Below are 26,228 nucleotides of genomic sequence, written 5' to 3'. Positions count from 1 at the left end.
TCGATGCGCCTCAGTCCCAGGCCGGGGCCAGGCCCGGCGGGTCGACCTCGCGGCCGTTGCGTTCCAGCGCGGCGATCGCGGCCATGTCCTCGGCATCCAGATGCAGGTCCTGGGCGAGCAGGTTGCTGGCCAGGTTCTCGCGCTTGGTCGACGAGGGGATGACGGCGTAGCCCAGCTGCAGCGCCCAGGCCAGCGCCACCTGGGCCACCGTGGCCTGGTGCTTGTCGGCGATGCGGGCCAGCACCGGGTCTTTCAGTACCTTGCCGTAGGCCAGGGTCATGTACGAGGTCACGGTGATGCCCTGGTCCTTCAGGAACGCGGTCAGCGCCGGGCTCTGCAGGTACGGGCTCAGTTCGATCTGGTTGGTGGCGATCTGGCCGGCGCCGACGACCTCGATGGCCTGGCGGGTCAGCTCGATGTTGAAGTTGGACACGCCGATCTGCCGGGCCAGGCCCAGCGTCTTCGCTTCGGCCAGCGCGGTCATGTATTCGCGCAGCTCGACGGCGCTGCCGGGGGCGGGCCAGTGGATCAGCAGCAGGTCGACATGGTCGGTGCGCAGCTTGGCCAGGCTGTCGCGCAGGCTGGGGATCAGCGCGTCGGCGGCATGGTTGTCGACCCAGATCTTGGTGGTCAGGAACAGCTGCTCACGCGGCACGCCGGATTCAGCGATGGCCCGGCCGACCTCGGCCTCATTGCCGTAGATCTGCGCGGTGTCGATGGCGCGGTAGCCGACGTCGAGCGCGTTGCGCACCGAGTCGATGACGGTCTGGCTGGTCAGGCGGAAGGTGCCGACGCCAAAGGAAGGAATGCTCATGGATGGCTCCAGGCTGGAAGGGGAGCGGAGTGCTCCGACGGGGGCCAGTCTGGCGGCTTTACATTTGCCGATTAAGCCGTGTATACGGGAAACGCTTTTGCGCCGGAGTAAAGAATGAAGACCACCCTGGATGAGATGAAGGCCTTCGTCGCGGTGGTCGACAGCGGCTCGATCACCGCAGCGGCCGAGGCACTGGAACTGACCATCTCGGCCACCAGCCGCACCCTGGCGCGGCTGGAGGACAAGCTGCAGACCACGCTGCTGCGGCGGACCACCCGGCGTCTTGAACTGACCGAAGAAGGTGCGGCCTTCCTCGAGTACGCGCGCACCATCCTGGCCACGGTGGACGAGGCCGAGGAACAGATGGCCGCCCGCCGCCTGCAGCCGGTGGGACGCCTGCGCGTGGATGCCGCCACGCCCTTCATGCTGCACGTGATCGTGCCCTTGCTGGCGGGCTTCCGCGAGCGCTACCCGCAGGTGGAGCTGGAACTGAACTCCAACGAGGGCATCACCGACCTGATCGAGAAGCGCACCGATGTGGCGTTCCGCATCGGCGTGCTGCGTGATTCCACCCTGCACGCACGGCCGATCGGCCACAGCCGCATCCGCGTGGTGGCCAGCCCGGACTACCTGCAGCGGCGCGGCTCGCCCAGCCGCATCGCCCAGTTGCGCGAGCATGATCTGCTGGGCTTCACCCAGCCCAGCTCGCTCAACGAATGGCCGCTGCGTGACGCCGACGGTGGCCCGTTCGTCATCCAGCCGGCCATCGCCTCGTCCAGTGGTGAAACGTTGCGGCAGATGGCCGTGGCCGGGCTGGGCATTGCCTGCCTGTCCGACTTCCTCACCCGTGAGGATCGCCGCGCAGGGCGGCTGGTGCAGCTGTTCGCGCGGCAGACCCAGGACGTGCTGCAGCCGATCAACGCGGTCTACTACCGCAACACCGCGCTGGCGGCACGCATCACCTGTTTCGTGGACCATGTGATGCAGACGCTGGGGCAACGGCCGTTCGATGAGTGATGGCGTGCGTGGGTCAGCCAACCACCAGCGTCTGTGCCTCCAGGAACGCTTCCAGCCCCCACGCGCCACTCTCGCGGCCGATGCCCGACTGCTTCATGCCGCCGAACGGGGCCATCGGCTCATGCCGCAGGGTATTCACCAGCACCCGGCCGGACTGGATCTGCCGCGCCACCGCCGTCGCCCGCGCTTCATCACTGCCGATCACCAGCGCACTCAATCCGTAGGCGGTGTCATTGGCGATGGCCACCGCCTCTTCCTCGTCGCGGTAGCCGATCACGCCCAGCACCGGCCCGAAGATTTCCTCGCGGGCAATGGTCATGTCGTTGCGCACGTCGGTGAACAGGGTAGGGCGCACGAACCAGCCCTTCTGCAGCCCCTCGGGGCGCCCTTCGCCACCGGCCAGCAGCCGCGCGCCTTCTGCGATGCCGGTCGTGATGTAGCCCTGCACGCGCTGCCACTGCCGTTCGCTGACCATCGGCCCGACCGTGGTCGCGGCATCGCGCGGGTCGCCACTGCGCACGGCTTGTACGGCAGCCGCGAGGGCATCCTCGAACGCCGCCCGGCGCGATTCGGGCACCAGGATGCGGGTGCCCGCAATGCAGGCCTGGCCACTGTTGATGAAACCGGCCTGCACGGCCAGCGCTGCGGCCGCCTGCGGGTCGGCATCGTCGAGGATCACCGTGGGCGACTTGCCGCCCAGCTCGAGGGTGACACGCTTGAAGGTGTCCGCACTGGACCGCAGGATCGCGCGGCCGGTGGCGGTGGACCCGGTAAAGGAGATCTTGGCCACGTCGGGCGATGCGCTGAGCACGGCGCCGACGTCCTGGCCCAGGCCGTTGACGATGTTGGCAACGCCGGCCGGCAGCTGCGCCGCGTGCAGCGCCTCCATCACCACCTGGGTCTGCAGCGCTGACATCTCGCTGGGCTTGACCACGGCGGTACAGCCGGCCGCCAGCGCGGTCGCAAGCTTGCCGCAGATGAAGGACGCATTGCTGTTCCAGGGTGTGATCAGGCCGGCCACGCCCACCGGCAGCAGATGCACCTGGGCCTGGCCGACGCTGCGCTGGAACGGGAAATCGGCCAGCACGCGCATCGCCTCGTCGATCACCTGCACGGGGTGCTCGACCATCCAGCGCGAACGGGCCGAGGGCGCACCGTACTCGGCCAGCACCGCCGCGTGCAGGGCATCCTGGCGCTCGGCCATCGCATCGCGGAAGCGGCCGAGCATGGCCAGGCGCTCGGCCACGCTGCGCGCGGCCTGTGCGGGAAGGGCGGCCTTGGCCGCGGCCACTGCACGTTCGGCATCGACCGCGTCGCCCAGCCGTACCGTGCCGATGACTGCTTCGGTGGCGGGGTTGTGCAGGTTGGCGAGGTGCTGGCCGTGGGACGCCACGAAAGCGCCGTTGATGAAGTGCTGGTCGATGCGTTGCATGGCCGGTTCCTGGGGAGTGAGAGGGTGTGGGCAGAGTCTGGCGCTGCTCGACCGTGCGGGGAATCCGGTCTATCGTGGATGGGGTGTCCCGGTTTTCGGGATGATTGAAGGCGTGCCATGCATCGTTCCGGGCTGGTTGAACTTGATGCCGTGCTGGCCGTGGCCCGCCGCGGCAGCTTCCGTGCGGCCGCGCGCGAACTGGGCATGTCCACCTCGGCGCTGAGCCATGCCGTGGCGAGCCTGGAAGGGCGCCTGCAGGCGCGCCTGTTCCACCGCACCACGCGCAGCGTGGCCCTGACCGAAGCCGGCGCTCGCTACGTCGCGCGCATCGGCCCTGCGCTGGCCGAGATCCAGGCGGCGGCCGAAGAACTGCACGGCGACGCGCAGCACCCCAGTGGCGCGTTGCGCATCAGCGTGCCGCCGGAAAGCACGCGCATGCTGGCCGGGTTGGTGGCGGCCTTCGTGCAGCGCTACCCGCAGGTGCGGCTGGAGCTGTCCGCCGAGGCCCGGCTGGTGGACATCGTGGCCGATGGCTTCGATGCCGGCGTGCGCCTGCATGAGCAGGTGCCACAGGACATGGTGGCCTTGCCGCTCTATCGACAGCAGCGCATGCGCGTGGTCGCGTCGCCTGCGTACCTGGCCGCGCACGGTACGCCGGATACGCCCGATGCGCTGGCCGGGCACGGCGCGATCCGCATGCGCCTGTCGCACGGCGGCGTGTATCGCTGGGAGCTGGAACACCGCGGCCAGGTGCTGCAGGTTGATCCACCGGCGCGCCTGGTGGTGGGTGAACTGCAGGCGGCACGGGCGGCGGCGCTGGCCGGGGTTGGCCTGGCCTTCCTGTCCGAATGGCATATCCGCGATGACCTCGACAGCGGCGCGCTCGTACCGGTGCTGGATGCCTGGTGCCCGCCGTTCCCCGGCCTGTACCTGTACTTCCCAGGCCACCGGCACCTGCCGCCGCCGTTGAAGGCCTTCGCCGACCTGCTGCGCGAACGCGACGCGCAGGGATTGGCCCCCGACGCCGTGTAGAGGCCGACCTTGGTTGGCACGTTTTGAACGTCCACCAAGGTGGACGGCTACCGGGTGCGGTGCAGCGCCCGGCGGTTGCGGATATGCGCAGCGGCCAGCAGCACACCGCCGCAGGCGGTCGCCACGCCATGCCACACCAGCGATTCCTTCAGGGGCAGGTACAGCGAGGACGACAGCAGCGCGAACGCACCGCACGCGGCCAGGCGCAGCGGACCGGTCTGGCCATGCCGGCGCCAGCCGGAGGCGGTGCTCGCGGCGGCCACGCTGGACGCCACCAGGGCGAACACCCATTCCCAGCGTGACATCACCAGCAGCGCGGTCATCGCGCCGTGGGCCGGGTGCTGGAATGAACGCAGCGCCATCATCGCCGCAGGCACGAAGGCCAGCAGCAGGGGCAGGGTGACGCAGTGCGCGGCGCAGGCCAGGGACAGCCACGCGCCAGCCAGGTCGAGACGGGGGTGCCAGCGTGCCGAAACAGGCGGCTGGGGCAATGCCCTTGCGGGCGGTGTGGGGATGTGGTCCATAATGTTACATAGTAACAACGTGAGACTCCCCCATGAAGCGTTCTGTTTTGCTGTTCCTGTTGTTTGCCGCCCCCGCCGTGCACGCCCATGACGTTCGCCAGCTCGGTGCCCACGTGCATGGCCAGGCCACCGTCGACCTCGCCCTGGACCAGGGCAGGCTTGAGCTCGCCCTGCAGGCACCGGGCATCGGCATCCTCGATTTCGAACGGCCGCCGGCCACCCCGGTCGAACAGGCCGCACTGGCCTCGGCACTGGCTGCGTTGAAGCGTGCCGACTGGCTGACCCTGCCCAGCGCAGCGCAGTGCACGCCGTTGCACCGTGACGCGCACGCCGAAGGCTTCGCTGCCGCAGCGGCGACGCCGGCCACGGCAGCGGGCAAGCATGCGCACGCAGGCTTCACTGCCGAGCTGAGCTACCAGTGCGCCAACCCCGCCGCGCTGCGCGTGCTGGTGCTGTCGCTGCCCAAGGCCTTCCCGAACCTGCACGAGGTCATCGTCAACACGGCCACCCCGGCCGGCCAGGGCCGCACCGTGCTGAGCGCCGACAACCTGCGCGTGGTGCTTGCGCCATGACGTCCGCTGCGGTGATCGCGCTGGACCAGGTGCGCTTCAGCTACGGCGGGCGCGCCGTGCTGGATATCCCGCAGCTGCAGATTGCCCCGGGCAGCAGTGTGCTGCTGCGGGGTGCCAGCGGTTCGGGCAAGAGCACCCTGCTGGGCCTGCTGGCGGGCGTGCTGACGCCGGAGCAGGGCGAGGTGAGGGTCGCCGGTACGCCGCTGCACGCACTCAGGCCGTCGGCCCGCGACCGTTTCCGCGCCGACCAGCTGGGCGTGATCTTCCAGCAGTTCAACCTGCTGCCGTTCCTCAGCGTGCGCGACAACATCGCGCTGGGGCTGCGCTTCTCGCCACTGCGCAGCGGGCGGGTGGGCCGGCCGGTCGATGATGAGATCAAGCGCCTGCTGCAGGCCCTGCAGCTGCCGCCGGACCTGCTGCTGCGCCGGGCCGGCACGCTCAGCGTGGGCCAGCAGCAGCGGGTGGCCGCCGCGCGTGCGCTGATCGGCCGTCCTGCGGTACTGCTGGCCGATGAGCCGACCTCGGCCCTCGACCGTGGCGCCGCCACCGCCTTCCTGCAATTGATGGCGGCGCAATGTGCGGCAGCCGGCACCACGGCGGTGGTGGTCAGCCATGACGACAGCCTGCAGCCGCTGTTCGACCGCGTGGTGCAACTGCAGGACATCAACCACGCCGGAGCCGTCCATGCTTGAACTTGCCTGGGCCAGCCTGCGCAGCCGTGCGCTGAGCGTGGCCCTTACCGTCCTGGTCATCACCCTCAGCGTGACCCTGCTGCTGGGCGTGGAGCGCGTCCGCGTGCAGGCCCACGAGGGGTTTGCCAGCACCGTTTCCGGCACCGATCTGATTGTCGGCGCGCGCTCGGGGCCGGTGAACCTGCTGCTGTATTCGGTGTTCCACATCGGTGACCCGACCAACAACGTGTCCTGGCAGTCCTACCAGGAACTGTCCACGCTGCCGCAGGTGAAGTGGGCGGTGCCCCTGTCGCTTGGCGATTCCTGGCGCGGCTACCGGGTCATCGGCACCACCGCCGGCTACTTCCAGCATTACCGCTACGGGGCCGGGCACCCGCTCGCCTTCGCCGAGGGCACGCCGTTCGATGATCTCTATGATGCGGTCATCGGCGCCGACGTCGCCCGCGCGCAGGGCGTACGGGTGGGTGATGAAATGATCCTGGCCCATGGCACTGCCGCGGTGACTCTGGCCAGGCATGCCGACAAGCCGTTCCGCATCCGCGGCGTGCTGCAGCGCACCGGCACGCCGGTGGATTCTTCGGTGCTGGTGTCGTTGCCGGCGATCGAGGCCATCCACGTGGACTGGCGCTCCGGCGTGCAGCTGCGCGGGCACGCGGTGAGCGCCGAGGAGGCACGGCACCTGGACCTGACGCCGACCAGCATCACCGCCTTCATGCTCGGCCTCAACTCGCGCATTGCCACGTTCTCGGTGCAGCGCGCCATCAATGACTATCCCGATGAGGCCCTGCTGGCGATCCTGCCCGGTGTCACCCTGCAGCAGCTGTGGCAGTCGCTCGGTACCGCCGAGCGGGCGCTGCAGCTGATCAGCGCGATGGTGGTGCTGCTGGGCCTGGTCTCGCTGGTGGCGCTGCTGGTGTCGACCCTGCAGGAGCGCCGCCGCGAAATGGCCGTGCTGCGTGCCACCGGTGCACGGCCGCGCTACATCGCCAGCCTGCTGGTGCTGGAAGCGGTGGCGACCAGTGGCATGGCCTGCGTGCTTGCGCTGGCCGTGCTGGTCAGCGGCAGCCTGGCCGGGCGTGGCTGGGCGCTGGCGAACTTCGGGCTGTCGATCACCCATGTCTGGCCGGATCTGGGCGAGCTGGCCTGGGTGGGTGGGGTGCTGCTGCTGAGTGCGTTGGCCGGCCTGGTGCCGGCGCTGCTGGCCTACCGCCGTACCGTGGCCGACGGCCTCTCGGCGGGGGGCTGAACCATGCGCACCTGGATCGCTCTTGCGTTGATGCTGGTGCTGGCCGGCTGCGAGCGCCCGGTGGATACCGGTGTGCAGGCCCTGCCACCTGCGCCGGTGCAGGAGGGCACAGCGACCGCTGCTGTCGCCGAGCAGGAACTGGACTGGCTGCAGATGATGCCTGCCGACGAGCTGGCCGCGCTGGAGCGTGGCGATGGCCCGGAGGTGAAGCACAGCGGTAACCGGCGCATGGCCCAGTTCGGGACCTTCCGCACGGTGGATGCGGTGCTGGACCGCGCCGTGCGCCTGCCTGGCTACGTGGTGCCGCTGGCCAATGCCGCCGACGGACGCCTGTCCGAGTTCCTGTTCGTGCCGTACTACGGCGCCTGCATCCACGTGCCGCCGCCGCCACCGAACCAGATCGTGCACGTGCGGCTGTCGCGCCCGATCGCCATGCCGGACATGTATTCACCGTTCTTCCTGGCCGGCACCCTGCGCGGCGAACGCGTGGACGACGATCTGGCCGGTTCGGCCTACACCATGGTTGACCCGCAGTTGAGGCCCTATGAACCGTAATGCCTGCGTGCTGGTGGTGATGTTGCTGGCTGCCTGCAGCCGGCCCGGTGGTGATGTGCCTGCCGCGGCGGCAGAAACTCCTGTGGGCACGACGCGGCCGGAGGCAGCAACCACGGCCGACACGGCCGCGCCCGGCGATGCCGCGATCACCGCGTGGAGCGACCTGATGCCCGAGGACGACGCCTTCCTGCGCCCGCCGCCGCAGATCGGCATCGACCGCAGCGGTGGCATGGGGGCGATGTCCGGCGTCGGTGGGCTGATCGATGACACGGGTTCGGGCACGCCGCCGGGCGCGGCCATCGACCATTCCAGCCCCGACCGCGCCCAGCAGTTCGGCTCGGCCGCCGTGGTCGATGGCTTGGACGGTCGCGCGGTCGACCTGGATGGCTACGTGGTGCCGCTGGCCATGGACGATGCCGGTGCCGTGAACGAACTGCTGTTCGTGCCGTTCTACGGTGCCTGCATCCATGTGCCGCCACCGCCGCCGAACCAGATCATCCACGTGACCCTGGAGCGGCCCATCGCACTGGGCAACCTGTGGGATGCCTATCGGCTGTCGGGCCACCTGCGCATCAAGCGTTTCGAGGCCGACATCGCCAGTGCGTCCTATGACGCGGACGCGGCCACGCTGACGGCGATCGACCGTTGATGCCGCGTGCGCGCTGGCTGTGCATCGGCGCAGCCCTGCTGCTTGGCGCTGCGTTGCTGGTCTGGCAGCGCTGGACGCCGCAGGTGCGGCCGCCGCCAGTGGCGTTCCCTGCGCCCATTCCCGCACTGCAGGCCGACATCGAACGGCACCTGCGCGAGGATCGCGCCTTCCGTGACGACGTGGTGTTCCTGCTGGTGGCCACCGTGCGTGACCGGTGTGTACCGGCCGAGGCCGGCGTGCTGGCACGCATGGCCAACCGCGCGGCGCTGCCGGTGCTGGGTGCGATCAGTGCAGTGACCGCGCAGGACCGCAGGCTCGACCGGCCGATCTACCAGTACATCCAGCACCGCGCCGACAGCACGGCCTGCGGCGAGCCGCTGCAGCTGCCGGACGCAGGCCAGCGGCGCCTGCAGGTGGATGTCGAGCAGTACGCGCGCAGCTTTCCCGACAGCTACTACGATCCCACGCACAGCACCGCTCCGCGGGACTTCGCCGGCCACAGCCTGGTCGAGCGCGCCGGCGATGCCTGCAACAGCGTGGTGTATTCAGTGCTGCCCCTGGGGCCGGGCGACTGGCGCTGCAGCATGCTGCGTGCCACGGCGCGCCGTCATGTGCGCAAGCTCTGCGAAGGCGAACTGCAGCGCCAGCATGGCAGCACCGGTGGCGAACTCGACATGGCCGTGGGGCAGGGCATGCAGGGCGCGGTGGTGGCGACCATCGCCGCGTTGCCGGAAGGCTGCCGGTAACCGGGTTTGTAGAGTCGAGCTTGCTCGACTGCCGTCGCGTCAGTAGAGCCGAGCCATGCTCGGCTGCTCCAGAATTGTTCCATGCGCAGTCGAGCAAGCTCGACTCTACCTGAACGACGCAATGGCGCGGGCTCATAACTATACCGGACGTCCTGTATAGTTACGAACCTCAACCCGTTCCTGCAGGTCTGTTCCATGGCGCTTTCCCAGCCCCTGGCCGGTGCTCCGGCCCTGTCCCGTGCCCGTCGCTGGGCGCTGCTGTTCACCGTGGCTGCCGGCCTGCTGCTGGTCACGCTGGACAACTCGGTGCTGTACACCGCGCTGCCCACCCTGACCGAGGAGCTGTCCGCCAGCGCCGGGCAGGCGCTGTGGATCATCAACGCCTACCCGCTGGTGATGGCCGGCCTGCTGCTGGGCGCAGGTACCCTGGGTGACCGGTTGGGCCACCGCCGGATGTTCCTGATCGGCCTGGTCGTGTTCGGTATCGCCTCGCTGGCGGCCGCGTTCTCAGCCACGCCCGCGCAGTTGATCGCGGCGCGTGCCTTCCTTGCCGTCGGTGCGGCGGCCATGATGCCGGCCACCCTGGCCTTGATCGGTCTCAGCTTCCACGAGGAGCGCGAACGCAACATCGCCATCGCCCTCTGGGGTTCGGTGGCCATCGTTGGTGCGGCGCTCGGCCCGATCATCGGCGGCCTGCTGCTGCAGCATTTCTGGTGGGGTTCGGTGTTCCTGATCAACGTGCCGGTGGTGGTGGTGGCGTTCATTGCGACCCTGCTGCTGGCGCCGGAAGGCCAGCGCGACACCTCGCGCCCCTGGGACATGCTGTCCTCGCTGCTGGCGCTGGCGGCCCTGTCGGGGCTGGTGCTGGCGATCAAGTCGCTGATCGCCACGCCGCCTTCGTATGCCCTGGGTGTGGGTGCGCTGCTGCTGGCAGGTGTCAGCGGCACTGCGTTCGCACGTCGCCAGCAGCGCCTTGCCTATCCGCTGCTGGATTTCGCCATCTTCCGCAATCCCGCCTTCCTCGCCGGCACGCTGTCAGCGGTGTTCACCCTGTTCGCGCTGGCGGGCCTGCAGCTGGTCACCACGCAGCGCTTCCAGCTGGTGGCCGGCTTCAGCCCGCTGCAGGCCGGCCTGCTGGTTTCGGTAGCCGCGTTGGGCAGCCTGCCCAGTGCACTGCTGGGTGGCAGCATCCTGCACCGCGTCGGCCTGCGCCCGTTGATCTGTGGCGGCCTGGCGACCGGCGCGGTAGGCGTGGCCGTGGTGGCGTTCGGCTTCCCGCAAGGCGTGGGTTGGGTGGTGGCTGGCATGGCGCTGACCGGCGTGGGCATGGGCGCGGCGATCTCGGTGGCGTCCACCGCCATCCTCAACAACGTGCCGGCACACCGCGCCGGCATGGCGTCGTCTGTGGAAGAAGTCTCCTATGAATTCGGTGGCCTGTTGGCAGTGGCATTGCTGGGCAGCCTGGGGGCGGCGATGTATGGCGCGTTCCTGCCCGATGCGGCGGACATGCCCGCGGCGGCGCGCGAAGGCTTCACCCAGGCACTGCACCTGGCGCGCGAAGGCGGGCAGGGGGCGTGGTTCGCGCAGGCGGTGGCCGCCTATGACCGTGGCTACCAGATCGTGCTGCTGGTCATCATGGCGGTGCTCGCCGCAGGTGCCGCGGTGCTGGCGCGCCTGCTGCGCGGGCGCGTGGGTGGCCGCGACGGCGCAGGCGATCGCGTAAAGTAACGGCAATGAGAACCAGCAAGCGCGACCGCATCCTCGACGCCGCCGTGAGCGTCATCAACCGTGACGGTCTCGGTGCCGTCACTTTTGAATCGGTGGCGGCCGAAGCGCAGCTGACGCGCGGTGGCCTGCTGTACCACTTCCCCTCGCGCGAAGCGCTGCTGCGCGGCATCGACGAGCACCTGGTAAAGGCCTGGGAGGCGTCGATGGAGGCGTTGCTCGGCAAGCGCGCCGACGAGGCGACGGCGCTGGAGCGGTACCAGACCTTCGTGCGGGTGTCGGCACAGAGCGCCACCCGTGCCGAGCTGATGTTCATGCTCGAATCGATGGACCCGGACGCCGGCGAACGCCCCTGGGGCCCGGTGGTGCAGCGCTGGGCGCCATCGCCGCCGGCCAGGGCGGTTGCGGACCCGGCGGCGCTGGATGATTTCGTGGCGCGGCTGGCCGCCGATGGTCTGTGGATCTACGAGGCGATGTACGAAGGCCAGCTGGATGCCGAGGTGCGTGCGCAGCTGACCGAGCGGATTGCCGGGTTGTTGTCGGCCGGCAAGGCGTAACGCCGTTGTAGAGTCGAGCTTGCTCGACTGCCTTTTGCAGAAGCAGTCGAGCAAGCTCGACGCTACGCGGCTGCGGCCTGCGCCAGCCACGCCCGCGGCGAGACGCCCATCCGCTTGCGGAAGGCCTTGGACAGCGAGGCGGTATCGGCAAAGCCGACGTCCACCGCGACCTGCTTCACCGGCGCGCCCGCCCGCAGCTGCGCGCAGGCCAGGCTCAACCGCCAGTCCTGCAGATAGCTGGCCGGGGTGGCCTGCATCACGTCCTTGAACACCGCGGCGAACGCACTGCGCGACAGCCCGGCGATGGCCGCCATGCGCGGCAGCGTCCATTCCTCCTGCGGTGCCTGGTGCAGGGCCACCAGGGTACGCGCCAGCCGCGCATCGGACAGGCCGCGCATCAGCCCATGGCTGACCCCGGCCGCATCCGGGTGGTCCACCACCCAGCGCAGCACCTGGATGAGTGCCACCTCGAACAGTCGGTTGGTCAGCAGCCGCGAGCCGCAGCGTTGGCGGTCCGCCTCGCCAAACAGCAGCTGCAGGGTGCCATCCAGCTCGCCGATGTCCGCCAATGGAACCACCATCACCGGCGGCAGCGACTGCACCACCGGGTTGCGCGCACCGCCGTCGAAATCCAGCGTGGCGCAGGTGAAATCCGGCCCATCCAGCGGCGCGTTGAGGAAGGTGTGGTGCAGTGGTTGCGGGTACAGCAGCAGGCTGGGCTGGTCGACCCGCAGGCGCGAGGGCAGGCCGGCTTCGGTGTGGCACACCTCCATCTCGCCCTTGCGCAGGATGTGCAGGAACGCGCGGCCGGGCTGTGGCGCGAACTCGTGGCGCCCGCACAGGGGGCCGGAATGGAAGAGGGCGGCCTGCACGCGGAAGCGTTCAAGCAGGGCGGACAGGCGGTCGGGCGGGGTGTCCATGGACGAATGGATAACCAATTCGGACAAATGTTGGGGATTCGTCCTGCGAGTCTACCTACGATGACCCCATCGTCCAATCCCGGACGCGTTACCGAAGGAAACCGCCATGTCCCGTATCGCCCTGATCGACGCTGCCGCCACCACCCCCGACCGCCAGGCCCTGCTGGGCCAGGTACACGCCGCCTTCGGCGCCACTCCGGCCATGTTCCGCGCCGTGGCCAACTCGCCGGCGGCGCTGGCCAGCATGTGGGGCTCGTTCGGCGCCCTTGGCGGCGGTCGCCTGTCGCCGCTGCTGGGTGAGCAGATCGCCGTCGCCATCGCCAACCGCAACGCCTGCGAGTACTGCCTGGCCGCGCACACCGCGCTGGGCCGCAAGGCCGGTGCCAGCGGCGAGCAGATGGCTGCCGCCCAGGTCGGCCAGTCCAGCGACCCGGCCACGGCCGCCGCGCTCACGTTCGCCCTGACGGTGGTGGAGAACCGCGCGCAGATCAGCGACACCGACGTGCAGGCACTGCGTGATGCCGGTTTCGATGATGAGCTGATCGTCGAGATCCTCGCCCACGTCGCCCTCAACCTGTTCACCAACTACGTCAACGTGGCGTTCGACGTGCCGGTCGATTTCCCGAAGATCGCGCTGCGCTGAGGCCTGCGCGCAACCAGGCAAGACCGACGGGTAGAGTCGACTGTCAGTCGACTATCGCGCGAAGCGCGGGATTTTCGGGCGGTCCGTGGAACAGCAGTCGACTGACAGTCGACTCTACCCGGCCTGCAACCGCTCGGGGTGGGTATACACATTGAACCCGCCCTCGCGCGCGAATCCCACCAGGCAGAGGCCGGCGCTGCGGGCGAGGTCGATGGCCAGTGCCGTGGGCGCCGACACCGCCGCCAGCACGCTCGCGCCGGCGCGCGCCGCCTTGCTGACCATTTCGTAACTTGCCCGGCTGGAAATCACCAGCAGGCCACCCTCGCTGCCATGCTCGTTGTGGTGCAGTGCCCCGATCAGCTTGTCCAGGGCGTTGTGGCGGCCGACATCCTCACGCACCCAGCCGATGCGACCACTGGCATCGGCCCAGGCGGCGGCATGGGTGGAACCGCTGGCAGCATTCATCGGCTGGTGCTGCGCCAGCGCGGCGAGTGCGCGCTGCAGCGCCACGGGCGAATAGCTGCGGCGATCACGTATCGGCGGCAGGGGCCGCAGGACATCCTCCAACTGCCGCGTGCCGCACAAACCGCAGCCGCCCCGGCCCGGCAGCAGGCGCCCGTTGGCCGGGTCCAGCGCTGCGCCGGGCGCGTCCTCGGTCACGGTCATCTTCAGCTCGATGCCTTCCAGCTGCGGCTGCACGTCGATCGACAGCACCTGCTGCGGCCGCGCGACCAGGCCCTCGCTGAGCGAGAAGCCCAGGGCGAAATCCTCCAGGTCGCAGGGCGTGGCCATCATCACCGCGAAGGCGGTGCCGTTGTAGCGCATCGCCACCGGTACTTCTTCGGCGATCAGATCGACCCGTTCGTCCTGCTCCGTTTTCCGCCAGCGCTGCAAGGTGCGCAGCGCGGTCCCGGCCGGCGGTGGGGAAAGCGGTGTCGGTGCGGGCATGCAGTACGTCCTGGGTGGAGCACGAAGGCCATCTACCGCCGCAGGATAGCGCAGCGATCACGGGAAGACGCCGTTGTAACCGTTGCCGTGGCAGGCTGGCACCCCTCCTCCGGGTAATGGCACGACGGCCGCGGTCGTGCTTGACTGGGCCCGGTCCCTTGCGCGCCACCAGGTTGCCGAGCCATGTCCGAACAGAAACCGCCGCGATACACGTCCTACAACCAGCCGGCCGGTGGCTGGGGTGCTGCCGGGGCAACGGCCAAGGTGCTGCTGCAGCAGAGCGTGGTCGGCAAAGGCTCGAAGGCACTGCTGGCGATGAACCAGCCGGGTGGCTTCAAGTGCCCCAGCTGCGCCTTCCCGGACGCGGACCACCGGCGCAAGTTCGAGTTCTGCGAGAACGGCGCCAAGGCTCTGGCCTGGGAGGCGACCGAGCACCGCGTCACCCGCGAATTCTTCGCCGCCCACAGCGTCAGCGAACTGATGGAACAGAGTGACTACTGGCTGGAGATGCAGGGCAGGTTGACCGAGCCGATGCGCTACGACGCGGCCAGCGACCACTACGTACCCTGCGCCTGGGACGAGGCGTTTGCCTTGATCGGCGAGCATCTGCGTGCCTTGGACCACCCCGACCAGGCCGAGTTCTACACCTCCGGGCGCACGCCCAACGAAGCGGCGTTCCTGTATTCGATCTTCGTGCGTGAGTTCGGCACCAACAATTTCCCCGATTGTTCCAACATGTGCCACGAGCCCACCAGCCGCGGCCTGCCGCCGGTGATCGGGGTGGGCAAGGGCACCATCGTGCTGGACGATTTCGAACACGCCGAGGCCATCTTCGTGATGGGCCAGAACACCGGCACCAATTCGCCGCGGATGATGACCAACCTGGTGGAGGCGCGCAAACGAGGCATCCCCATCGTGGCGGTGAATCCGATGCCCGAGCGCGCGCTGATCCGTTTCACCGAGCCGCAGGACATCGTGCAGATGGCCACGCTGGGGTCGACCGAGATCACCAGCGAGTTCGTGCACATCCGCATCGGCGGTGACCTGGCCTTCCTCAAGGGCATCATGAAAGTGATGTTCGAGCGCGAAGCGCAGGGCGAATCCGTGCTCGACCACGCCTTCCTGGCCGAGCACACCCTGGGCGTGGACGCGCTGCGCGAAGACGCGCTGGCGCAGGACTGGGCCGAGATCGTGCGGGTGTCGGGCATCGCCGAGGTGCAGATCCGGCGCTGCGCGGATATCTACATCCGTTCGCAGGCCACGGTGATCTGCTACGGCATGGGCCTGACCCAGCACCAGTACGGTTCACGCCTGCTGCAGCAGGTGGCCAACCTGCTGTTGCTGCGTGGCAACTTCGGCAAGCGCGGCGCGGGCATCGGCCCCATCCGCGGGCACTCCAACGTGCAGGGCGACCGCACCGTGGGCATCGACGAGAAGCCCAAGCCGGCCTATCTGGACCGGGTGCGCGAGGTGTTCGGCTTCGAGCCGCCGCGCGCGCATGGCCATCATGTGGTCGAGTCGATCCAGGCGATGCTTGATGGACAGGCCCGGGTGTTCATCGGCCTGGGCGGCAACTTCATCCATGCCGTGCCCGATACGCCGCGCGCCTACGCGGCGATGCAGCGGCTGGAGCTGACCGTGGGCATCGCGACCAAGCTCAACCGCGGCCACCTGGTGCACGGCCGTGATGCACTGATCCTGCCGGTGGTGGCGCGCTCGGAGTGGATCCGCACGCCGGCCGGCGAGCAGTTCGTGACCATCGAAGATGCGATGTCCAATGTCAGCGCCTCGCGCGGCGTGCTCGAGCCGGTCAGCGAGCACGTGCTGCCGGAGGTCGAGATCGTCTGCCGCATGGCGATGGCCACGCTGCCGGACAGCCGGGTGGACTGGGCGGCCTGCATGCACGATTACGCGCCGATCCGCGAGCTGATCGCGACCGTCTACCCGGAGATCTATGCCGGCTTCAACGAGCGCATCCAGCAACCGCATGGCTTCCACCTGGACATCCCGCCGCGCCGCCGGGTGTGGCCGACCGACACCGGCAAGGCCAACATCCTGGTGATGCCTGGCCTGGAGGTGAACGACGTGGTGGACGACCCGGAGATGCTGCGCCTGGCCACGGTGCGTTCGCACGACCAGTACAACACCACCATCTACAGCTACAGCGATCGCTACCGGGGCGTGTACAACGACCGCAACGTGGTGTTCATGAACATCGAGGACCGGCTGGCACGCGGACTGGGCAAGGAAGCGCGGGTAAGCCTGGAAACGATCGCCGACGATGGCGTCGTGCGGCGCATCGATGGCCTGACCGTGCTGGACTATCCGATGCCGCGCGGCGCGCTGGCCGGCTACTACCCGGAACTGAATCCGCTGTTGCCGCTGGACTACTACGATCGCATCAGTGGCACGCCCGCAGCGAAATCGATCCCGGTGCGGGTGCGCGCGCTGGTCGAGGCGCCGTAGCGGTAGAGCCGAGCCATGCTCGGCTGCTCCAGAGCAGTCGAGCAAGCTCGACTCTACCGGGTCAGGGCTGCGTCGAGCTTCTGTTCGGCGGCGTCTGCATACGCGCCGCAGCTCATCGCCTTGTCACCGGCCTTGCTGCCGGCCGCGTAGTCCCAGCCACTGGCACCCGGATGCGGGGTCAGCAGCACGTCGCAGGGCAGGGCGCGCACGGTGGCGAAACTGCGGCGGAAGTCCTCGACCAGGTGCGGATAGCGCGGGTTGTCCTTCAGCGTGTAACCCGGTGCACTCAGGCTGTCCGCATAGGCGATGCGCACCGGCGTGCCGTTGCGGGTGTCGGTCCAGGTCCATGTGGTGCTGCCGGGCGTGTGGCCGGGGGTGAAGTGGGCGGTGAAACGCATGCCGCCAACGTCCACCGTCTCGCCGTCCATGATGATGCGGTCCACCTGTGCCGGCGCAAAGGTGAACCGATCGCCGAAGTGCAGGTCGTCGGTGCCGCCGCGGGCCAGCAGTACCGCCGATTCGGCATTGGCCAGCACGCGCGCGCCCGTGCGGCGCTTGAGTTCGGCCACCGGGCCAGCGTGGTCGGCGTGAGCGTGGCTGAGCAGGATCACCCGCAGGTCAGCCGGGGCCACGCCACGCAGCTGCAGGTTGTGCAGCAGGTGGTCGGCCATCTGCGGCATGCCGCCGTCCAGCAGCACCGCACCCTGCGGGGTCTGCACCAGCAGGGCGGTGAGGTCCGCGGTGCCGATCTGCCAGGTGTGGTCGGCGATCTGCAGCGGCGCGATGGGCTGCAGCCACGACGCATCGACGGTGTACGCGCGCAGTTGCGGCAGCGCCGGTCCGGCAGCGTGGGCCGCCAGCGGCAGGGCGGTGGCCAGGGCGAAGGCAAGGGGCAGGATGCGCATTCGGAGGGATCGGTCGGGAAGGTGCGAAGACGCTATCACGGCCGCTTCCTGGGCCGTTTCGCGTATTGCTCATGGCTGCAATAAGCGCGATGGTTGGCTCGGCCACCGATCAGGAGTTTCCATGGTTCCCGGCATCCGTGTACCCGCCCTGCGCCGCCGCGACGGTCACCACGCGCGGGTGACCTACGAGGAGCTGTTCTTCGATCTGGTCTACGTCTTCGCCGTCACCCAGCTCAGCCACCACCTGCTGCACCACCTCGGCCTGCTCGGCGTGCTGCAGACGCTGGTGCTGTGGTTCGCGGTCTGGCTGGGCTGGCAGTACGCGTGCTGGGTCAGCAACTGGTTCGATCCGCAGGCGCCGCGTATCCGGGGCCTGTTGTTCACCACGATGCTGCTGGCGCTGCTGATGTCGTCCTCCATTCCCGACGCGTTCGGCGAGCGCGCCTGGGTGTTTGCGGGGGCCTACGCCACGATGCAGGTGGGACGCACGGCCTTCGTGTTGTGGGAAGTAGGGCGCGGCCATGCACTGGCGCCCAACTTCCGCCGCATGCTGGCCTGGGTGCTGGTGTCGGCCTGCTTCTGGCTGGCGGGGGCGGCAGCCGAAGGCAACCTGCGGCTGGGGCTGTGGGCGCTGGCGGTGGCCTGCGAATACCTGTCGCCGATGTTCGGCTTCGCGTTCCCGGGGCTGGGGCGCTCGCACACGCGCGAATGGACGATCGAAGGCGGCCATCTGGCCGAGCGCTGCCAGCTGTTCGTCATCGTCGCACTCGGTGAGACGCTGCTGGCCACCGGCGGCGTGCTCAGCGAGGCGGGCAACTGGAACGTCGACGTGGTCTCGGCCGTGCTCGCCACCTTCGCCGGCACCCTGGCGATGTGGTGGCTGTACTTCGGCATCTCCAGCCAGGATGCCACCGACACCATCACCCGCTCCGACGATCCCGGGCGCATCGGCGCCTACTTCCACTACGTGCATGCGCTGCTGATCGCCGGCATCATCGCCACCGCGGTCGGCAACGACCTGGTGATGGACGCGCCGGAGGAGGGTGTATCGCTGCCGCACGCAGCGATGCTGGTGGCCGGGCCGCTGATCTACCTGCTGGGCAGCGCGCTGTACAAGCGCGCGGTGTACGGGCGGGTGCCGCGTTCGCACCTGCTGGGCGCGCTGCTGCTGGTGGCCATGGGCCCCCTGCTGCCGTTCACCCACCTGCTGGCGGCTGGCTGGCTGACCAGCGTAGTGGTGTTGCTGGTGGGCCTGATCGACACGCGGACGCGACATCGCCTGCCGTAGCCGTACGGGCGGAGACCGCGCTCAGGCCAGCGCAGCGGCCATCGCAGCCAGCCGTACCACGGTGTTGAGATTGCGGCCGGTGCCCTGCGCAGCGCAGGGAATCCGCAGCTTCGAATCGGCCATGCCCTCGCCGTAGTGCACGTACAATGCGCGCGGCCCCAGCGCCAGCTGCTCGGCAATGCGCCCGGTCACGCCCTGCAACGGATCGCCCGGCAGCGGGCCGTCGACGAACAGGGCAACCACGCGGTTGCCGGCGGCCTGCGGGAAAGGATTGCCCCTGACCACATCGGCCATCTCCGCGGCGCTGCGCACCAGCACACCTACCGGCTTGCCGGCATGAGCCTGCAGCCGGTGGGCGAGTGCGTCGCGAACGGTTGCCTCGTCGCTTTGGCTGCGGAACACCACGTTGCCGCTGGCGATATAGGTCCGCACGTCGCTGAAGCCGGCGTCCACGCACATCGCCACCAGCGCTGCCATCGGCAGCTTGCCGGTACCGCCCACGTTCACCGCCCGCAGCAGGGCCACGTAAACGTTCATGGTGCAGCGGCCTGCAGGCGGTCGTACATGCGCACGAGGTCAACCAGGGTGCGCGCTTCCATCTTGCGCATCACCTGCGCGCGCCGCACTTTCACCGTGATCTCGCTGACACCGAGGTCGGCGGCGATCTGCTTGTTGAGGCGTCCGCGCACCACGCCGTCCACCACCTCGCGCTCACCGGCGCTGAGGGTCTGCCAGCGTGCCTGCAGCTCGCCCAGCGCCTCGCCCTCGCGCCGCCGCTCGCGGTCCAGGGCGATGCCCTTGTGGATGGCGTCCAGCAGTTCCTGGTCGCGGAAGGGCTTGGTCAGGAATTCGATGGCGCCGGCCTTGATCGCATTGACGCCCATGGCGATGTCGCCGTGGCCGGTGATGAACACCACCGGCACCTGCAGGCCGAGGTCCGCCATGCTGCGGTGGAAGTCCAGGCCGCTCTGTCCGGGCATGCGCACGTCCAGCACCAGGCAGGCCGGCGCATCGTCGCGGGGATGATCGAGGAAGGCCTGGGTGGAGGCGAATGCCCGCACCTGCAGGCCCATCGACGCCAGCAGGTCTTCCAGCGCGGCGCGCACGGATGCATCGTCATCGATCACATAGACGATGGGGGCCGCGTCGGCCGGGGGTGGCAACGGCTTACGCATGGTCATCCTTGCCCGCGGTGGGCAGCTCGAACACGAAACAGGCGCCACCCCCGGCCGGTCGTTCGGCGCGGATGCGGCCACCATTGGCCTCGATCATCGAACGGCTCAGGCTGAGGCCCAGGCCGAGGCCATGGTCCTTGGTGGTCCAGAAGGCATCAAAGACGCGGTCCGGCTGATCCGTGGGCAGGCCGATGCCACGGTCACGCACGCTCAGGCTGGCCTGGCCGCGGCCATCGCGCGCGGTCACCAGGGCCACGCGGCGCTCGCCCGGGGGCAGCTGGGCCATCGCATCGACCGCGTTCAGCAGCAGGTTGCCGATCACCTGCTGCACCTGCACCGGGTCGGCGAAGACCGCGGGCAGCTCGGTATCCAGCAGCAGCGACACGTCTACGTGGTGCTGGTCGAGTTCGCTGCGCGACAGCGCGAGCATGTCCTGTACGGCCTGGTTCAGATCGAAGGCGCGGCGTTCCGGTGCCGCGCCCTGGGTCAGGCCACGGATGCGGGCAATTACGTCACTGGCACGATGTGCATCGGACAGGATGCGGGCGATGGCCTGCAGCGCCTTGTCGACGTTGGGGGGCGATTGCGCCAACCAGCGCTGGCCGGCCTCGGCACTGCTGGCAATGGCCGCCAGCGGCTGGTTCACTTCGTGGGCGATCGAGGTCGTCAGCTCACCCACCGTGGAGGCCCGCGCGACCCGCAACAGGCGCGCCTGTGCTTCCTGCACGGCAGCCTTGGCAGCTTCCATCTTCAGCACCAGCCAGGTGGTGATGCCGATGACCAGCATGCCGATGGTCGAGTTGACCAGGCCGATGCGATAGGTGCCGAAGCGGGTCAGGAAGAAGCTGAGGCCGGTCAGGGCGATGCAGGCCGCCGCCAGGCAGAGCAGGCCGCGGGCCGACATCAGCCGCGACGCGGCGAGGATGACGGCCGCGTAGAAGCAGGCAGCGGCCACCGCGTAATCGGTGAGGGTGTCCAGCAGGAAGATCGCCCCCATCACCACGATCAGGGCGAACAGCGCCAGCGGGCGGCGGGGCGACAGCGACGGCATCGGGTGGGGCTCCCTGGCGGGTGGTGGGGGGATGATAAGCGGCGCTGGCAGGAGATTCCCACCGTGGTGGAGCGGGTTTGGTAGCTGCCCACCTTGGTGGGCAATGCCGGCCAGCGGCCGGCACTACCGGGGTGGGTCATTCCTCGAGGCTGGCGTTCCAGAACCCCTGCAGCACACCGGGTGTACCGGCCAGGTTCTCCAGCACCGCATCCAGTTCGGCTGCATCGACCGAGGTGGCATACAGCACCGCCTCGATCTCCACGTCGCGTTCGCCGAACGGCCGCTGGTCCACCGCCCGTACCGGATACTGCGCCTGTTCCAGCAGCAACAGCAGGCGGTCCAGCACTTCGGCCTGCTGCTCGCGCTGGCAGACGACGTTGATCGCATAGGTCGCCTCGCCGAAGCCCTCTGCCAGCGGTTGCCGCTGGATGCGGTTCACCACTGGCCGTAGCAGGGTGTTGGCGGCCAGCACGAACACGGCTGCCATCACCGCTTCCGGCAGCAGCTTGACGCCGGCACAGGTTCCGACCGCGGCCGAACCCCACAGGGTCGCGGCGGTGTTCAGGCCCGAAACCTGCGCACCGTCCTTCATGATCGCGCCGGCGCCAAGGAATCCGACGCCGGAGATGACGTAGGCCACCACGTGCAGCGGCGAGGGCGGGCCGCCGTACAGATCATGGAAGCGCACCGCCAGATCGACGAAGACGGCGGCGCCGACCGCCACCAGCGTGTTGGTGCGCAGCCCGGCCGTGCGTTGCCGCAGTTGGCGTTCCAGGCCGATGGCCGCGCCCAGCACGAACGCAACGGTCAGGCTGAGCAGCGAGCCGAGCGTCGCCCCCGCGTCGAACGGCGGCAGGTTCACCTGCAACGCGATCATCACTGCCACCCGTAGCGGCGGATGTAGAGCCGCTTCATTGCCGTGGTCAGCACCGCATAGCCGAACAGGATCGCTACCAGGAACGGCCAGTAACCCAGCGGCAGGGCCTGCAGCTTGAAGTAACCGGCCAGCGGGCTCATCGGCAGCAGCACGCCGATGGCCATGATCGCGCCGGTCATCAGCAGCAGCGCCGGTGCGGCGATGCTCTGCAGGAACGGCACCCTGGGCGTGCGGATCATGTGCACGATCAGGGTCTGGGTGAGCAGGCCGACCACGAACCAGCCGGACTGGAACAGGCTCTGGTCGGCGGCCGTGCGCGCATCGAACACATGCCACATCAGTGCGAAGCAGCACAGGTCGAAGATCGAACTGATCGGCCCGAAGAACACCATGAAGCGGCCGATGTCCGCCGGATTCCACTTCAGCGGCTGCCGCACCAGTTCCTCGTCGACGTTGTCGAACGGAATGGCGATCTGCGAGATGTCATACAGCAGGTTCTGCACCAGCAGCTGCAGCGGCAGCATCGGCAGGAAGGGCAGGAAGGCCGAAGCGACCAGTACCGAGAACACGTTGCCGAAATTGGAGCTGGCGGTCATGCGGATGTACTTGAGCATGTTGCAGAACGTGCGGCGGCCCTGCACGATGCCGTCCTCCAGCACCATCAGGCTCTTTTCCAGCAGGATGATGTCGGCGGCCTCCTTGGCGATGTCCACCGCGCTGTCCACGCTGATGCCGATGTCGGCCGCGCGCAGGGCCGGTGCGTCGTTGATGCCGTCGCCCATGAAGCCCACCACCTTGCCCTGTGCGCGCAGGCAGCGCACCAGGCGTTCCTTGTGCAGTGGCGTGAGGCGAGCGAAGACGCGGTGCTGCTGCAGTGCCTGTGAGAGTGCGGCATCCTCCATGCGTTCGATCTGTGGGCCGGTCAGGATGGCGTCGGCCTCCAGCCCGACCTGGGCGCAGACACGCGCGGTCACCAGTTCGTTGTCGCCGGTGAAGACCTTGACCTCCACGCCATGCGCGGCCAGTGCCTGCAGGGCCTGGGCGGCCGACTCCTTGGGCGGGTCGAGGAAGGCCACGTAGCCGAGCAGGGTCAGCCCGCATTCGTCGGCCTGCGAATACACCGACTGGCTGGCCGCCGTTTCCTTCATCGCCACGGCCACGACGCGCAGCCCCTGTTCGTTCAGTTCCTCGGTGGTCTGCCGCACCCGCGCCAGCCGCGCCGCGTCCAGCGGCCGGTCGTGCCCGCCCTCGCGCACGGTGCTGCACACCGCCAGCATTTCCTCCACCGCGCCCTTGCAGATCAGCTCGTGGTGGTCATCGCGCTCGGCCACCACCACCGACATGCGGCGGCGCTGGAAGTCGAACGGAATCTCGTCGACCTTGCGGTAATCCTGCGACAGGCGCAGCGAGCTCTGCAGCTCCACGTGCTCCAGCACGGCGCGATCGAGCAGGTTGATCAGCCCGGTCTGGAAATGGCTGTTGAGGTAGGCGAACTTCAGCACGTCCTCCGAGTCCTGCCCGAACACATCGGTGTGGCGCTCCAGGGCGATGCGGTCCTGGGTGAGGGTGCCGGTCTTGTCGGTGCACAGCACCTCCATCGCGCCGAAGTTCTGGATCGCGTCCAGTCGCTTGACGATCACCCGCTTGCGCGACAGCAGCACGGCGCCCTTGGCGAGGGTGGAGGTGACGATCATGGGCAGCATCTCAGGGGTAAGGCCCACCGCCACCGACAGTGCAAACAGGAAGGCTTCAGTCCAGTCGCCCTTGGTCCAGCCGTTGATGAGCAGCACGAACGGCACCATGACCAGGGCGAAGCGGATCAGCAGCCAGCTGACACTGTTGACCCCGGCCTGGAACGCGGTCGGCGCCCGCTCGGTAGCGGTGCTGCGCTGGGCAAGCGTGCCGAAGTAGGTGCGGTTGCCGGTGGCCAGCACCACCGCCGTCGCCGTGCCGGACACCACGTTCGTGCCCATGAACAGCAGGTTGGCCTGTTCCATCAGGCCGGCATCGGCGGCCCCCGGGCTGGCGAACTTCTCCACCGGCAGCGACTCGCCGGTCATTGCCGCCTGGGCGACGAACAGATCCTTGGCAGTCAGCACGCGGCAGTCGGCCGGAATCATGTCGCCGGCAGAGAGCACGATGTGGTCGCCCGGCACCAGTTCGCGGATCGGCAGGTCGAGCAGGCGCGCCGGGCGGCGGCTGTGCAGGTGCGCGCCGAAGTACTGGCCGGCCAGCTCCGCGGCCTCGGTGCCCGCGCTGCGCCGCAATACCCGCGAGGTGTTGCCGACCAGCGCCTTCAGCCGCTCGGCGGCGCGGTTGGAGCGTCCTTCCTGCACGAAGCGGATGAGCGTGGACAGCAGGACCATCGCACCGATCACCACCGTGGCCTTGGCGTCCTCGGTCAGCCAGGAAACGGCGGCCAGCACGCTCAGCAGCAGGTTGAACGGATTGCGGTAGCACTGCCACAGGTGGCGCCACCACGGCAGCGGCTTTTCGTGATCGACTTCATTGGGGCCGAGCCGGGCAAAGCGCTCGCTGGCCTCCTGCGGGCTCAGGCCATCGGCGTGCGAATCCAGTGCGGCCAGCAGGCGGACATCGTCGAGCTGGGCCAGGCGGAGCAGGCCCTCGGTAAGCGTGGAAGGCGCGGCTTCCGCTGCGCCGCGGCCGAAGCCGGACTCGGGCAGGGCGCGGCGGCGGAACAGGCTGCCTGCGCGACGGCTGCGCAGGAATGCATTGAACCAGGCGTTGAGCAGGCTCATGGGGTCATCCTCGGAGGTGCCGACCCGGGTGCGCCGGGTCGTGGAGTGGCGTGGGTCAGGCGCGGCGCAGGGTAGGCACCGGCGGCGACCATGGCTGCAGGTGCAGGCGCTGGCTGCCGCCGATGCACAGCGGCTTCATGGCATCGCGCAGGGGGTGGGGCAGGTGGCGCAGCGCCGTCATGCGCTCGCTGATCGGCAGCAGCGACAACGCATCGGCGACGACGCGCGGCGAACCGAGCGCCAGCGCATGGGCGAACAGGACGGGGCCGTGCTGCAGCAGGCGGCTGCGCAGGCCTGCGCGGTCGCGCTCAGCGATCAGGCGGCGCAGGGTGATGTAGAGGATCGTGCAGGACATGGGGATACTCCGGGCAGGCGACGCCCGGGGCCCCCATCACGCGTGAGGACAGGGACCGGCGATGGGCGCCAGCAGGGAAGGGGGGTTACTGATCCAGGGCGCGGCGCGCCCGGCAGGGTCGGGGTCCATCAGCGTCTCCGTGGGCAAGGCCGTCGTGGCCCAGTGCCGCTATTGTCCGCGCAGGGCTGCGCCGGGCCTAGATGCCCGTGGGTAAGCGCGGCTATACGTTGGTATAGGCAGCACGCGCGATATGCGATGAATGGCATCCACGCGTGGCGTGGATCTACAGATGCGCGGAACGATCCGCGAATGCGTCCGTCGCGCGCACCAGTGCATCGGTCGTGGCGGGTTCGGTGGCGCTGTGCCCGGACAACACCATCTCCAGCTGGGCCTCCGGCCAGGCGCAGGCGAGATCCCAGGCGCTGCGTGCCGGGCAGATGATGTCGTAGCGCCCCTGCACGATCACCCCGGGCAGGTGGCGGATGCGATCAACCCCGCGCAGCAGTTGCCCATGTTCGAGAAACGCGTTGTGGCGGAAGTAATGGGCCTCGATGCGTGCCTTGGCCAACGTGTCGAGCGGATCGGCGTCGGAGACCGCATCAACGTCATGCACCAGGGTGGCGGCGTTGTCCTCCCAGCCCAGCCAGGCCAGGGCGGCGGCGATCTGCGTCTGTCGGTCAGGGCTGTCCAGCCGCTTCCAGTACGCAGCAATCAGGTCGCCACGCTCTTCTTCAGGAATATGCGCCTCGTAGCGCGCCCAGCGCTCGGGGAAGATCCAGCGCGCACCGCCGTCGGCCTGGTTGAACCAGGCGTTCTCTTCCGCGCGGCCCAGATATACGCCGCGCACGATCACGCCGCTCGCACGCTCGGAATGGGCCTGCGCATAGGCCAGCGCCAGGGTGGACCCCCAGGAGCCACCGAACACCAGCCAGCGCTCGATGCCCAGATGCGCGCGCGCACGCTCGATGTCCTGCACCAGGTGCGCGGTGGTGTTGTCGCGCAGCTCGCCAAAGGGAGTGGAGCGTCCGCAGCCGCGCTGGTCGATCAACACGATGCGGTAGCGCGCCGGGTCGAAGAAGCGTCGATGCGTAGGCGAGACGCCTGCCCCCGGTCCGCCATGCAGGAACACGACCGGGATGCCATCGGGGTTGCCACACTCCTCCAGATGCAGCGTGTGCAGCGCATCCACGGCGAGGCGGTGCTCGCGGTAGGGCGTGATCGAGGGATAGAGCGTGCGCATGGCGTTGCCTCACTTGCGGGAATGGCAAGCATAGTTGGCT

At 68.9% G+C, this 26,228-nt stretch carries 26 protein-coding genes; 13 read left to right on the top strand and 13 right to left on the bottom strand.

The annotated features are described in order from the left end of the window. Nucleotides 1-10 precede the first annotated feature (10 nt). Nucleotides 11-814, bottom strand: a complete 804-nt coding sequence (dkgB, locus tag C1927_RS11860; protein ID WP_108746783.1) for a 2,5-didehydrogluconate reductase DkgB — start codon at nt 812-814, stop codon at nt 11-13. A 114-nt stretch (nt 815-928) separates the two neighbouring features. Between dkgB and C1927_RS11855 the strand changes: the two genes are divergently transcribed. Next, nucleotides 929-1,831 carry a LysR family transcriptional regulator gene (locus C1927_RS11855; protein ID WP_079222042.1) on the top strand — a complete coding sequence of 301 codons (903 nt, stop codon included), beginning with the start codon at nt 929-931 and terminating at the stop codon, nt 1,829-1,831. Between the two features lie 13 nt (nt 1,832-1,844). On the opposite strand, the gene C1927_RS11850 is transcribed toward C1927_RS11855, so the two are convergent. Then, nucleotides 1,845-3,263 (bottom strand): aldehyde dehydrogenase family protein, encoded by a 1,419-nt coding sequence (locus C1927_RS11850; protein ID WP_108746782.1) that lies wholly within the window; start codon nt 3,261-3,263, stop codon nt 1,845-1,847. A 117-nt stretch (nt 3,264-3,380) separates the two neighbouring features. Between C1927_RS11850 and C1927_RS11845 the strand changes: the two genes are divergently transcribed. Beyond that, nucleotides 3,381-4,295 carry a LysR family transcriptional regulator gene (locus C1927_RS11845; protein ID WP_108746781.1) on the top strand — a complete coding sequence of 305 codons (915 nt, stop codon included), beginning with the start codon at nt 3,381-3,383 and terminating at the stop codon, nt 4,293-4,295. Nucleotides 4,296-4,342: 47 nt separating this feature from the next. Here the strand turns inward: C1927_RS11845 and C1927_RS11840 are convergent, their stop codons facing one another. Next, the gene (locus C1927_RS11840; RefSeq protein ID WP_108746780.1) at nt 4,343-4,819 is read right to left on the bottom strand and encodes a MerC domain-containing protein; all 477 of its coding nucleotides are present in this window, start codon (nt 4,817-4,819) and stop codon (nt 4,343-4,345) included. Nucleotides 4,820-4,851: 32 nt separating this feature from the next. Between C1927_RS11840 and C1927_RS11835 the strand changes: the two genes are divergently transcribed. The 8 genes from C1927_RS11835 to C1927_RS11800 all read left to right on the top strand — a co-directional run bounded on the left by C1927_RS11835 (nt 4,852) and on the right by C1927_RS11800 (nt 11,561). Then, nucleotides 4,852-5,391, top strand: coding sequence for a DUF2796 domain-containing protein (locus C1927_RS11835; RefSeq protein ID WP_108746779.1), 540 nt, complete (start codon nt 4,852-4,854; stop codon nt 5,389-5,391). Continuing rightward, complete coding sequence (locus tag C1927_RS11830) at nt 5,388-6,083, top strand: ABC transporter ATP-binding protein (RefSeq protein WP_108746778.1); 696 nt, start codon at nt 5,388-5,390, stop codon at nt 6,081-6,083. The genes C1927_RS11835 and C1927_RS11830 overlap by 4 nt, the downstream gene beginning before the upstream one ends. Continuing rightward, nucleotides 6,076-7,329 carry an ABC transporter permease gene (locus tag C1927_RS11825; protein WP_108746777.1) on the top strand — a complete coding sequence of 418 codons (1,254 nt, stop codon included), beginning with the start codon at nt 6,076-6,078 and terminating at the stop codon, nt 7,327-7,329. The genes C1927_RS11830 and C1927_RS11825 overlap by 8 nt, the downstream gene beginning before the upstream one ends. A 3-nt stretch (nt 7,330-7,332) precedes the next feature. After that, a complete protein-coding gene (locus C1927_RS11820) occupies nt 7,333-7,884 on the top strand; it encodes a DUF3299 domain-containing protein (RefSeq protein WP_108746776.1) in 552 nt (183 codons plus the stop codon). Next, the gene (locus C1927_RS11815; protein WP_108746775.1) at nt 7,874-8,533 is read left to right on the top strand and encodes a DUF3299 domain-containing protein; all 660 of its coding nucleotides are present in this window, start codon (nt 7,874-7,876) and stop codon (nt 8,531-8,533) included. The genes C1927_RS11820 and C1927_RS11815 overlap by 11 nt, the downstream gene beginning before the upstream one ends. Continuing rightward, on the top strand, nt 8,533-9,279 hold the full coding sequence (locus C1927_RS11810; RefSeq protein WP_254051467.1) for a hypothetical protein: 747 nt from the start codon (nt 8,533-8,535) through the stop codon (nt 9,277-9,279). Before C1927_RS11815 ends, C1927_RS11810 begins: the two co-directional genes overlap by 1 nt. Before the next feature lie 195 nt (nt 9,280-9,474). After that, nucleotides 9,475-11,007 (top strand): MFS transporter, encoded by a 1,533-nt coding sequence (locus tag C1927_RS11805; RefSeq protein WP_108746774.1) that lies wholly within the window; start codon nt 9,475-9,477, stop codon nt 11,005-11,007. A gap of 5 nt (nt 11,008-11,012) precedes the next feature. Then, nucleotides 11,013-11,561, top strand: a complete 549-nt coding sequence (locus C1927_RS11800; RefSeq protein WP_079222031.1) for a TetR/AcrR family transcriptional regulator — start codon at nt 11,013-11,015, stop codon at nt 11,559-11,561. Nucleotides 11,562-11,623: 62 nt separating this feature from the next. Here the strand turns inward: C1927_RS11800 and C1927_RS11795 are convergent, their stop codons facing one another. Beyond that, entirely contained in the window at nt 11,624-12,481 is an 858-nt protein-coding gene (locus tag C1927_RS11795) for an AraC family transcriptional regulator (RefSeq protein WP_254051466.1), read from the bottom strand. A gap of 106 nt (nt 12,482-12,587) precedes the next feature. Between C1927_RS11795 and C1927_RS11790 the strand changes: the two genes are divergently transcribed. Beyond that, nucleotides 12,588-13,124: a carboxymuconolactone decarboxylase family protein gene (locus tag C1927_RS11790; RefSeq protein ID WP_108746773.1), complete on the top strand. Its 537-nt coding sequence runs from the start codon at nt 12,588-12,590 to the stop codon at nt 13,122-13,124. Nucleotides 13,125-13,238: 114 nt separating this feature from the next. Here the strand turns inward: C1927_RS11790 and fdhD are convergent, their stop codons facing one another. Further along, nucleotides 13,239-14,072, bottom strand: coding sequence for a formate dehydrogenase accessory sulfurtransferase FdhD (fdhD, locus tag C1927_RS11785; RefSeq protein WP_079222028.1), 834 nt, complete (start codon nt 14,070-14,072; stop codon nt 13,239-13,241). Between the two features lie 183 nt (nt 14,073-14,255). On the opposite strand from fdhD, the gene C1927_RS11780 reads away from it, so the two are divergent. Beyond that, nucleotides 14,256-16,538, top strand: a complete 2,283-nt coding sequence (locus C1927_RS11780; RefSeq protein WP_108746772.1) for an FdhF/YdeP family oxidoreductase — start codon at nt 14,256-14,258, stop codon at nt 16,536-16,538. A 53-nt stretch (nt 16,539-16,591) separates the two neighbouring features. Here the strand turns inward: C1927_RS11780 and bla are convergent, their stop codons facing one another. Further along, nucleotides 16,592-17,443, bottom strand: a complete 852-nt coding sequence (bla, locus tag C1927_RS11775) for a subclass B3 metallo-beta-lactamase (protein ID WP_079222026.1) — start codon at nt 17,441-17,443, stop codon at nt 16,592-16,594. Between the two features lie 121 nt (nt 17,444-17,564). Between bla and C1927_RS11770 the strand changes: the two genes are divergently transcribed. Beyond that, nucleotides 17,565-18,731 (top strand): low temperature requirement protein A, encoded by a 1,167-nt coding sequence (locus tag C1927_RS11770; RefSeq protein ID WP_079222025.1) that lies wholly within the window; start codon nt 17,565-17,567, stop codon nt 18,729-18,731. Nucleotides 18,732-18,752: 21 nt separating this feature from the next. On the opposite strand, the gene C1927_RS11765 is transcribed toward C1927_RS11770, so the two are convergent. The 7 genes from C1927_RS11765 to pip form a co-directional block, all read right to left on the bottom strand. Further along, nucleotides 18,753-19,268 carry a DUF1697 domain-containing protein gene (locus C1927_RS11765; protein ID WP_108746771.1) on the bottom strand — a complete coding sequence of 172 codons (516 nt, stop codon included), beginning with the start codon at nt 19,266-19,268 and terminating at the stop codon, nt 18,753-18,755. Continuing rightward, nucleotides 19,265-19,906: a response regulator transcription factor gene (locus C1927_RS11760; RefSeq protein ID WP_079222023.1), complete on the bottom strand. Its 642-nt coding sequence runs from the start codon at nt 19,904-19,906 to the stop codon at nt 19,265-19,267. Before C1927_RS11760 ends, C1927_RS11765 begins: the two co-directional genes overlap by 4 nt. Further along, entirely contained in the window at nt 19,899-20,957 is a 1,059-nt protein-coding gene (locus C1927_RS11755; protein WP_079222022.1) for an ATP-binding protein, read from the bottom strand. The genes C1927_RS11760 and C1927_RS11755 overlap by 8 nt, the downstream gene beginning before the upstream one ends. A gap of 136 nt (nt 20,958-21,093) precedes the next feature. Further along, nucleotides 21,094-21,831, bottom strand: a complete 738-nt coding sequence (locus tag C1927_RS11750) for an MgtC/SapB family protein (protein WP_174208728.1) — start codon at nt 21,829-21,831, stop codon at nt 21,094-21,096. Nucleotides 21,832-21,833: 2 nt separating this feature from the next. After that, a complete protein-coding gene (gene mgtA, locus C1927_RS11745) occupies nt 21,834-24,593 on the bottom strand; it encodes a magnesium-translocating P-type ATPase (protein WP_108746769.1) in 2,760 nt (919 codons plus the stop codon). A gap of 55 nt (nt 24,594-24,648) precedes the next feature. Then, complete coding sequence (locus C1927_RS11740) at nt 24,649-24,948, bottom strand: hypothetical protein (RefSeq protein WP_108746768.1); 300 nt, start codon at nt 24,946-24,948, stop codon at nt 24,649-24,651. A 283-nt stretch (nt 24,949-25,231) separates the two neighbouring features. Next, a complete protein-coding gene (gene pip, locus C1927_RS11735; protein ID WP_108746767.1) occupies nt 25,232-26,188 on the bottom strand; it encodes a prolyl aminopeptidase in 957 nt (318 codons plus the stop codon). Between the last annotated feature and the right edge of the window lie 40 nt (nt 26,189-26,228).

This window comes from Stenotrophomonas sp. ZAC14D1_NAIMI4_1 (genome assembly GCF_003086775.1).
In the GTDB taxonomy this organism is placed as follows: Bacteria; Pseudomonadota; Gammaproteobacteria; order Xanthomonadales; family Xanthomonadaceae; genus Stenotrophomonas.
This window is presented reverse-complemented; position numbering and strand designations above follow the sequence as displayed.

Excerpts from the sequence above, each read along its gene's own strand:
- C1927_RS11840 (WP_108746780.1), bottom strand. The coding sequence starts at position 4,819 with ATGGACCACATCCCCACACCGCCCGCAAGGGCATTGCCCCAGCCGCCT.
- bla (WP_079222026.1), bottom strand. The coding sequence starts at position 17,443 with ATGCGCATCCTGCCCCTTGCCTTCGCCCTGGCCACCGCCCTGCCGCTG.
- C1927_RS11770 (WP_079222025.1), top strand. The coding sequence starts at position 17,565 with ATGGTTCCCGGCATCCGTGTACCCGCCCTGCGCCGCCGCGACGGTCAC.
- dkgB (WP_108746783.1), bottom strand. The coding sequence starts at position 814 with ATGAGCATTCCTTCCTTTGGCGTCGGCACCTTCCGCCTGACCAGCCAG.
- C1927_RS11825 (WP_108746777.1), top strand. The coding sequence starts at position 6,076 with ATGCTTGAACTTGCCTGGGCCAGCCTGCGCAGCCGTGCGCTGAGCGTG.
- C1927_RS11765 (WP_108746771.1), bottom strand. The coding sequence starts at position 19,268 with ATGAACGTTTACGTGGCCCTGCTGCGGGCGGTGAACGTGGGCGGTACC.
- C1927_RS11830 (WP_108746778.1), top strand. The coding sequence starts at position 5,388 with ATGACGTCCGCTGCGGTGATCGCGCTGGACCAGGTGCGCTTCAGCTAC.
- fdhD (WP_079222028.1), bottom strand. The coding sequence starts at position 14,072 with ATGCCCGCACCGACACCGCTTTCCCCACCGCCGGCCGGGACCGCGCTG.
- C1927_RS11760 (WP_079222023.1), bottom strand. The coding sequence starts at position 19,906 with ATGCGTAAGCCGTTGCCACCCCCGGCCGACGCGGCCCCCATCGTCTAT.
- C1927_RS11845 (WP_108746781.1), top strand. The coding sequence starts at position 3,381 with ATGCATCGTTCCGGGCTGGTTGAACTTGATGCCGTGCTGGCCGTGGCC.
- C1927_RS11780 (WP_108746772.1), top strand. The coding sequence starts at position 14,256 with ATGTCCGAACAGAAACCGCCGCGATACACGTCCTACAACCAGCCGGCC.
- pip (WP_108746767.1), bottom strand. The coding sequence starts at position 26,188 with ATGCGCACGCTCTATCCCTCGATCACGCCCTACCGCGAGCACCGCCTC.
- C1927_RS11795 (WP_254051466.1), bottom strand. The coding sequence starts at position 12,481 with ATGGACACCCCGCCCGACCGCCTGTCCGCCCTGCTTGAACGCTTCCGC.
- C1927_RS11815 (WP_108746775.1), top strand. The coding sequence starts at position 7,874 with ATGAACCGTAATGCCTGCGTGCTGGTGGTGATGTTGCTGGCTGCCTGC.
- C1927_RS11855 (WP_079222042.1), top strand. The coding sequence starts at position 929 with ATGAAGACCACCCTGGATGAGATGAAGGCCTTCGTCGCGGTGGTCGAC.
- C1927_RS11805 (WP_108746774.1), top strand. The coding sequence starts at position 9,475 with ATGGCGCTTTCCCAGCCCCTGGCCGGTGCTCCGGCCCTGTCCCGTGCC.
- C1927_RS11740 (WP_108746768.1), bottom strand. The coding sequence starts at position 24,948 with ATGTCCTGCACGATCCTCTACATCACCCTGCGCCGCCTGATCGCTGAG.
- C1927_RS11790 (WP_108746773.1), top strand. The coding sequence starts at position 12,588 with ATGTCCCGTATCGCCCTGATCGACGCTGCCGCCACCACCCCCGACCGC.
- C1927_RS11800 (WP_079222031.1), top strand. The coding sequence starts at position 11,013 with ATGAGAACCAGCAAGCGCGACCGCATCCTCGACGCCGCCGTGAGCGTC.
- C1927_RS11755 (WP_079222022.1), bottom strand. The coding sequence starts at position 20,957 with ATGCCGTCGCTGTCGCCCCGCCGCCCGCTGGCGCTGTTCGCCCTGATC.
- C1927_RS11810 (WP_254051467.1), top strand. The coding sequence starts at position 8,533 with ATGCCGCGTGCGCGCTGGCTGTGCATCGGCGCAGCCCTGCTGCTTGGC.
- mgtA (WP_108746769.1), bottom strand. The coding sequence starts at position 24,593 with ATGAGCCTGCTCAACGCCTGGTTCAATGCATTCCTGCGCAGCCGTCGC.
- C1927_RS11850 (WP_108746782.1), bottom strand. The coding sequence starts at position 3,263 with ATGCAACGCATCGACCAGCACTTCATCAACGGCGCTTTCGTGGCGTCC.
- C1927_RS11820 (WP_108746776.1), top strand. The coding sequence starts at position 7,333 with ATGCGCACCTGGATCGCTCTTGCGTTGATGCTGGTGCTGGCCGGCTGC.
- C1927_RS11835 (WP_108746779.1), top strand. The coding sequence starts at position 4,852 with ATGAAGCGTTCTGTTTTGCTGTTCCTGTTGTTTGCCGCCCCCGCCGTG.